General features: G+C 72.4%; 3 protein-coding genes. All 3 read left to right on the plus strand.

Annotated features, from left to right (window positions below; all coding sequences use genetic code 11):
* Nucleotides 1–446 (plus strand): phosphopantetheine-binding protein (locus tag GTY96_RS36880; protein ID WP_235686138.1); only part of this gene is annotated, 446 nt, incomplete at its 5' end.
* Entirely contained in the window at nucleotides 439–4,995 is a 4,557-nt protein-coding gene (locus GTY96_RS36885) for a type I polyketide synthase (RefSeq protein WP_161667154.1), read from the plus strand. The genes GTY96_RS36880 and GTY96_RS36885, both read left to right, overlap by 8 nt.
* A partial coding sequence (locus GTY96_RS36890) for a condensation domain-containing protein (protein ID WP_235686139.1) occupies nucleotides 4,992–6,381 on the plus strand: 1,390 nt, incomplete at its 3' end. The genes GTY96_RS36885 and GTY96_RS36890, both read left to right, overlap by 4 nt.

The following is a 6,381-nucleotide window of genomic DNA, read 5'->3' on the forward strand; positions in this document are numbered from 1 at the left end:
CGCTGCCGCTGACGCCGAGCGGGAAGGTGGACCGGGCGAAGCTGCCCGCGCTGAGCGCCGATGCCACGCCGCGCACGCATGCGTTCGTGCCGCCGACGACGGAGCTTGAGCGGAACCTCACCGCCCTCTGGCAGGAGGTGCTGGGGGTCGAGCGCGTCGGCTTGGAGGATCGGTTCTTCGACCTGGGCGGCAACTCACTGACCCTGGTCCAGCTCCACAGCCGGATGCGCGGGCTCCTCGAGGTCGAGGTGCCGCTCGCGGAGCTGTTCCAGTACTCCAGCATCGCGTCGCTCGTGACGCGCGTTCGCGAGCGCACAGCACCGGTCGCGACCGGCGACGAAGCCGCGGTGGAGGAGGAGTTCGTGCAACGCAGGGCGCGCGCTGGACAGCGCCGGATGGTGCGGCAGCAGACCGAAGCGCCGTCGTCGGAGGATGTCGATGAGTGATCAGCCAGCGGGTTCCGACGAAGCCATCGCCATCGTCGGCATGAGCGGACGTTTTCCGGGTGCGGACGGCGTGGATGCGCTCTGGCGCAACGTGAGAGACGGCGTGGAATCGTTCGTCCCGCTGGAGGACCGGGACCTGGAGGCCGCCGGCGTGGATCCGTCGCTCGCCGCGAGGCCGGGCTATGTCCGAGCGGCGTACCCGCTGAAGGACGTGGAGCGGTTCGACGCGGCCTTCTTCGGCCTCAGCCCCCGCGCGGCGGAGATCCTCGATCCGCAGCACCGGCTCTTCCTCGAATGCGCGTGGGAGGCCCTGGAGCACGCGGGCTACGACACCGAATCCTGGCCGCGGGCCGTGTCGTTGTTCGCCGGCACGGGCGCGCCGGCCTACCTCTACACGCAGCTCATCCCCCAGCGTGAGCTGCTTGGCGCGGTCGGCACGTACCAGGTCGGCATCAGCAACGAGAAGGACTTCCTTCCCACGCGCGTCGCGCACAAGCTGGGCCTGCGAGGGCCGTGCGTCGCGGTGCAGACCGCCTGCTCGTCGTCCCTGGTGGCGGTCCACCTGGCATGCCAGTCATTGCTGTCGGGAGAGTCCAGCCTGGCGCTCGCGGGCGGCGTGTCCATCTCGCTTCCCCAGCGCGCCGGGTACCTGGCCCAGGAGGGCGACATCCTGTCGCCGGACGGGCATTGCCGCGCCTTCGACGCAGGGGCGCAGGGCACCGTGCGGGGCTCTGGCGTGGGCATCGTCGTGCTCAAGCGGTTGACGGACGCACTGGCGCAGGGCGACACCATCCACGCCGTCATCCGAGGCTCCGCCGTCAACAACGACGGCGCCGGGCGCGCGGGCTACACGGCGCCGGGCGCGGACGGTCAGGCGGCCGTCATCACCGAGGCGTTGGGCGTGGCCGGCGTGAAGCCCGGCGACATCCAGTACGTCGAGGCCCATGGGACGGCGACGCCGCTGGGCGACCCCATCGAGGTCTCCGCCCTCAACCAGGCCTTCCGCTCCAGGGCGAACGCGCCGGGGACCATCGCGCTCGGCTCGCTGAAGACGAACATCGGCCACCTGGACACGGCCGCGGGCGTCGCGGGACTGCTCAAGGTGGTGATGGCGCTGCGCCACCAGCAGCTCCCTCCCAGCCTGCACTTCGAGCAGCCCAACCCGGCCATCGACTTCGCGGCGGGCCCCTTCTTCGTCAACACCACCCTGCGGCCCTGGGAGTCGCGGGGCGCGCCACGGCGGGCGGGCGTCAGCTCGTTCGGCATCGGCGGCACCAACGCGCACGTCATCCTGGAGGAGGCCCCCCAGGCCCCGGCCGTCCCCGGTTCGAGGACCGCGCACCTGCTGGTGCTGTCCGCGCGCAGCGAAGCGGCCCTGGACGCGGCCTCTGAACAGCTCGCGTCGCACCTGTCCCAGCATCCCGACCTGGCGCTGGCGGACGTGGCGCACACGCTGCTGGTGGGCCGCCGCCGCTTCGAGCACCGGCGCGCGTTCGTCTGCCGCGATGCGGAGGATGCGCGACAGGTGCTCGCCTCTCGGGACGAGTCCCGCCTGCTCACCCAGCATGAGACCGCGACGGAGCGGCAACCCGTCTTCTTGTTCCCGGGTCAGGGCTCCCAGTTCGCCGGCATGGGGCGCGGCCTCTACGAACAGCTCCCCGTGTTCCGCAAGCACCTGGACGCGTGCAGTGAGCTGCTGTTGCCCTTGCTGAAGGTGGATCTGCGCACGCTGCTGCTCGCCCCGGATGGGGAGGTGGAGGCGGACCGCCAGCTGCGCAGGACGGCGCTCACCCAGCCCGCCCTCTTCGCCGTGTCCTACGCGCTGGCCCGGACGTGGATGGCCTGGGGGGTGAAACCACGGGCGATGCTGGGCCACAGCGTGGGCGAGTACGTCGCGGCCTGCCTCGCGGGCGTGCTGCGGTGGGAGGACGCCCTGTCGCTCATCGCCGCGCGAGGCGCGCTCATCGAGCAGCTTCCGCCAGGAGCGATGCTCTCCGTCCCCCTTCCCGAGGCGGAGGTCCAGACCCTGCTGGAGCCGGGCTTGTCGCTGGCGGCCATCAACGCGCCGTCGCTGTGCGTGGTGTCGGGGGCGCTCGAGGCGGTGGAGCGCCTGGCCGCGCGCCTGGAGCAGCGAGGCGTCGCGTGCCGCCGGCTGCACACGTCGCATGCCTTCCACTCGGCGATGATGGAGCCCATCCTGGGCGCCTTCGCCGAACGCCTCCGCGCGGTGCGCTGGTCCGAGCCCACGCTGCCGTGGGTGTCCAACGTCACCGGCACGTGGATCACCCCCGCGCAGGCGACGAGCCCGGACTACTGGGTCGAACACCTGCGGTGCCCGGTGCGCTTCGAGGAAGGCGTGCGGACGCTGCTCGAGGAGCCTTCGCGAGCGCTGCTGGAGGTGGGGCCGGGCAACACGTTGGCGACCCTGGCGCGGCGAGCCCAGACGCCGCCGACGGTGGTGGTGGCTTCCATGCGCCATGCCCAGGATGCGCGCACGGACCTGGAGGCCTTGTTGGCGGCGGCGGGGCGGCTGTGGCTGTCCGGCGTCCGGCTCGACGGGGCGAAGCTGCATGCCCCCGAGCCCCGACGCCGCGTGCCGTTGCCGACCTATCCCTTCGAGCGGCAGCGCTACTGGGTGGAGGCCGGGCCCGCGAGGGATGCACATGATCCGCGAGGGCGCGTGACCAAGCGCCCGGAGTCCGCGGGCTGGTTCTACACGCTGTCCTGGAGACAGGCCCGGCGGCCGGAGCCGTCGCGCGGGAGCGGCGGCTGGTTGTTGTTCGTGGACGGTCCGGGGACCGCGGTCGCGGAGCGGCTCCGGCGCGACGGGGCCTCCGTGGTGGAGGTGGTGCCCGGAAGCGACTTCCTCCCGCTGGGGCCTGGACGCTACGCCATGGACGGCACGCGCCCGGAGCACCACGCGTGGCTCGTCGAGGCGCTGGGTGACGCGCGGCCGGAACGGGTGGCCTTCCTGGATGGATGGGGGCACACCGGCACCGGCGTGGACGATGGGGCGCGGGTGGAGGCGGTGCTCGGGCGTGGCTTCTACCCGCCCCTGTATCTGGCGCGCGCGATGGAGGCCCGGTGGCCCGGCGCGGAGGTGGCCCTGACGGTGGTCACCACGGGCGCCCACGACGTGACGGGCGAGGAGTGTCTTGAGCCCACGCAGGCCCTGTCGCTGGGGCCGTGCCGCGTCCTTCCCCAGGAGCTGGGACCCGCCTGGCGCTGCCGCGCGGTGGACGTCACCGCGCCGCCGCGGGAGGGGGGGCCCGGTGCGCGCCCATGGTTGGACGCGCTGGTGGCCGAGCTGGAAGCGGAGCCGCGCGACGCGATGGTGGCGCTGCGCGGCCGGCATCGCTGGGTGGAAGACGTCACGCCCCTGGCCCTGCCGGAGCCCTCCACCCGAGGGCTGCTGCGGGAGGGCGGCGTCTATCTCATCACCGGCGGGCTGGGCCGCATGGGGCTGGCGCTCGCGTCGCGTCTGGCGACCGAAGCGCGGGCACGCCTGGTCCTGGTGGGACGAAGCGAGTTGCCCGCGCGCGAGGCCTGGGACGCGTGGCATTCCGCGCACGGTCCCGACGACGCCACGTCGCGCAAGCTGCGAGCGCTGGAGGACCTGGAGCGGTCCGGCGCCGAGGTGCTGGTGGTGTCGGCGGACGTGACCCGTGACGAGGACTGCCGGCGCATGGTGGCCCAGGCGCGCGAGCGCTTCGGCGCCTTGCACGGCGTCGTCCACGCGGCGGGCGTGGTGGGGCCTCCGGCGAACGTGCTGGTCTCGGAGGTGACGACCTCGCGGTGTGGCGTGTTGTTCGAGGCGAAGGTGCACGGCGTGCTCGCGCTCTCACGTGCGCTGGAGGCCGTGCCCCTGGACTTCGTGATGCTCCAGTCGTCGCTGGCCACGGTGCTGGGGGGGCTCGGGTTCGCGGCGTACGCCTCCGCCAACCACTTCCTGGATGCCTTCGCCGCGCTGCGGGCTCGCCAGGGTGACACGCGGTGGATCTGCGTCGACTGGGACGGGTGGACCGGGGAGGCGGGGCGGTTGGGGCTCACGCTGGAAGAGGGAGGGCGCGCGTTCCAGCGCATCCTCGGGCTGGGGGAGGCGGGGCGGATCCTCGTCTCCACCGGGGACCTGTTCGCGCGAAGGGCTCGGGGCGGCCTGACCCCGGAGTCCGCTCCCGCCGCGGGTGGACCCACGCCAGCGTCGCGAGGACGCCCCACGTCCGCGCATGCGCGGCCGGCGCTGGGGACGCGCTACGTGGCGCCGGAGGATGCCATCCAGCAGCAGATCGCGGACCTGTGGCAGGAGCTGCTGGGCATCGACCGGGTGGGCATCCACGACGACTTCTTCGAGTTGGGTGGGCACTCGCTGCTGGGCATGCAGGTGGTGTCGCGGCTGCGCGAGCTGTTCGCGGTGGAGGTGTCCATCCGCGGCCTCTTTGAGACGCCCACGGTGGTGGGGGTGGTGAACGCGGTCCTCGAGGCGCAAGCGTCCCAGGTGGATGCAGGTCGGCTCGAGGCCCTGCTGGCGGAGATGGAGAAGGCGCCATGAGTGGACTGGTCCAGCGGTTTGGCAATCTCTCCCCGGAGAAGCGCGAGGAGCTGTTGCGTCGGTTGAAGCAGGAGGCCGCGGGCGGTCCACCGCCAGACGCCATCCCGCTCCGGGAGAAGGCCACGCCGCCGCCGCTGTCCTTCGCGCAGCAGCGGCTGTGGTTCATCGATCAGCTCCAGCCGGGACTGGCGCTGTACAACCTGCCCATCGTCCTGCGCGCCACGGGGCCGCTGGACATGGAGGCCTTCCAGCGCGCCCTTCAGGTCCTGGTCGACCGTCACGAGGTGCTTCGCACCACGTTCACGCAGGAGCGAGGACAGCCCGTGCAGTGCATCGCCCCGGCGATGGCGCTGCCGGTGGCGACGGTGGATCTGCGGACCCTGCCGCCCGATGAGCGGGAGGCGGAGGCCCTGCGTCTGGCGAAGGCGGACACGCTGCGGCCGTTCGACCTGGAGCGGGGGCCGCTGCTGCGGGCGACGTGGCTCCGGCTGGACACGCACGATCAAGTGCTGGCGTTGGTCCTGCATCACATCGTCTTCGACATCTGGTCCATGGGCGTGCTGGTGCGCGAGCTGCTGGCGCTCTACGACGCCTTCAGCCAGGGGCGGCCGGATCCGCTCGTGGCGCCGCGAATCCAGTACGCGGACTGGGCGGTCTGGCAGCGGGGAAGCGCGCAGCAGGCGGTGTTGGAGAAGCAGCTCGCCTACTGGCGGGAGCGGCTGGGTGGACTGGAGATGCTGGAGCTTCCAGCGGACCGGCCGCGCACCGCGGTGGGCGTGCGGGGTGGTGCCCTCCCGTACCGGATGACGCAGGGACCGTGGGAAGCGCTCAAGGCCCTGGCGCGCAAGGAGGGCCTGACGCCCTTCATGGTGCTGCTGGCGGCGCTGGAGGTCGTGCTCGCGCACGAGTCAGGCCAGCAGGACGTGGCGGTGGGGACGCCCGTCGCGGGGCGCAACCGCCGTGAGGTGGAGGGCCTCATCGGCTTCTTCGTCAACACGCTGGTGATGCGGACGGACCTGGCGGGGAACCCGACGCTGCGGGAGCTGCTCGCGCGGGTCCGGAAGACGTGCGTGGAGGCCTACGCGCACCAGGACCTTCCGTTGGAGCAGGTCGTCGCGGCGCTCCAGCCCGGTCGCGAGGCCGGACAGACGCCGTTCTACCGCGTGTCGTTCAACTTCCAGAACGCGCCGCTGTCGGAGGTGCGCATCCCCGGGCTCGTCTTGCGCCCGATCGTGGTGGAGAGCGGGCTCGCGAAGCTCGACTTGAGCCTCCAGCTCACGGAAGGGGCGGAGGGGCTGACGGGGCTGTGGGAGTACAGCACGGACCTGTTCGACGAGCGGACAGTGCAGCGGTGGATGGAGGGTTTCGAGCGGGTGGTGAAGGCGC

Source organism: Corallococcus silvisoli (assembly GCF_009909145.1).
Classification (GTDB): domain Bacteria; phylum Myxococcota; class Myxococcia; order Myxococcales; family Myxococcaceae; genus Corallococcus; species Corallococcus silvisoli.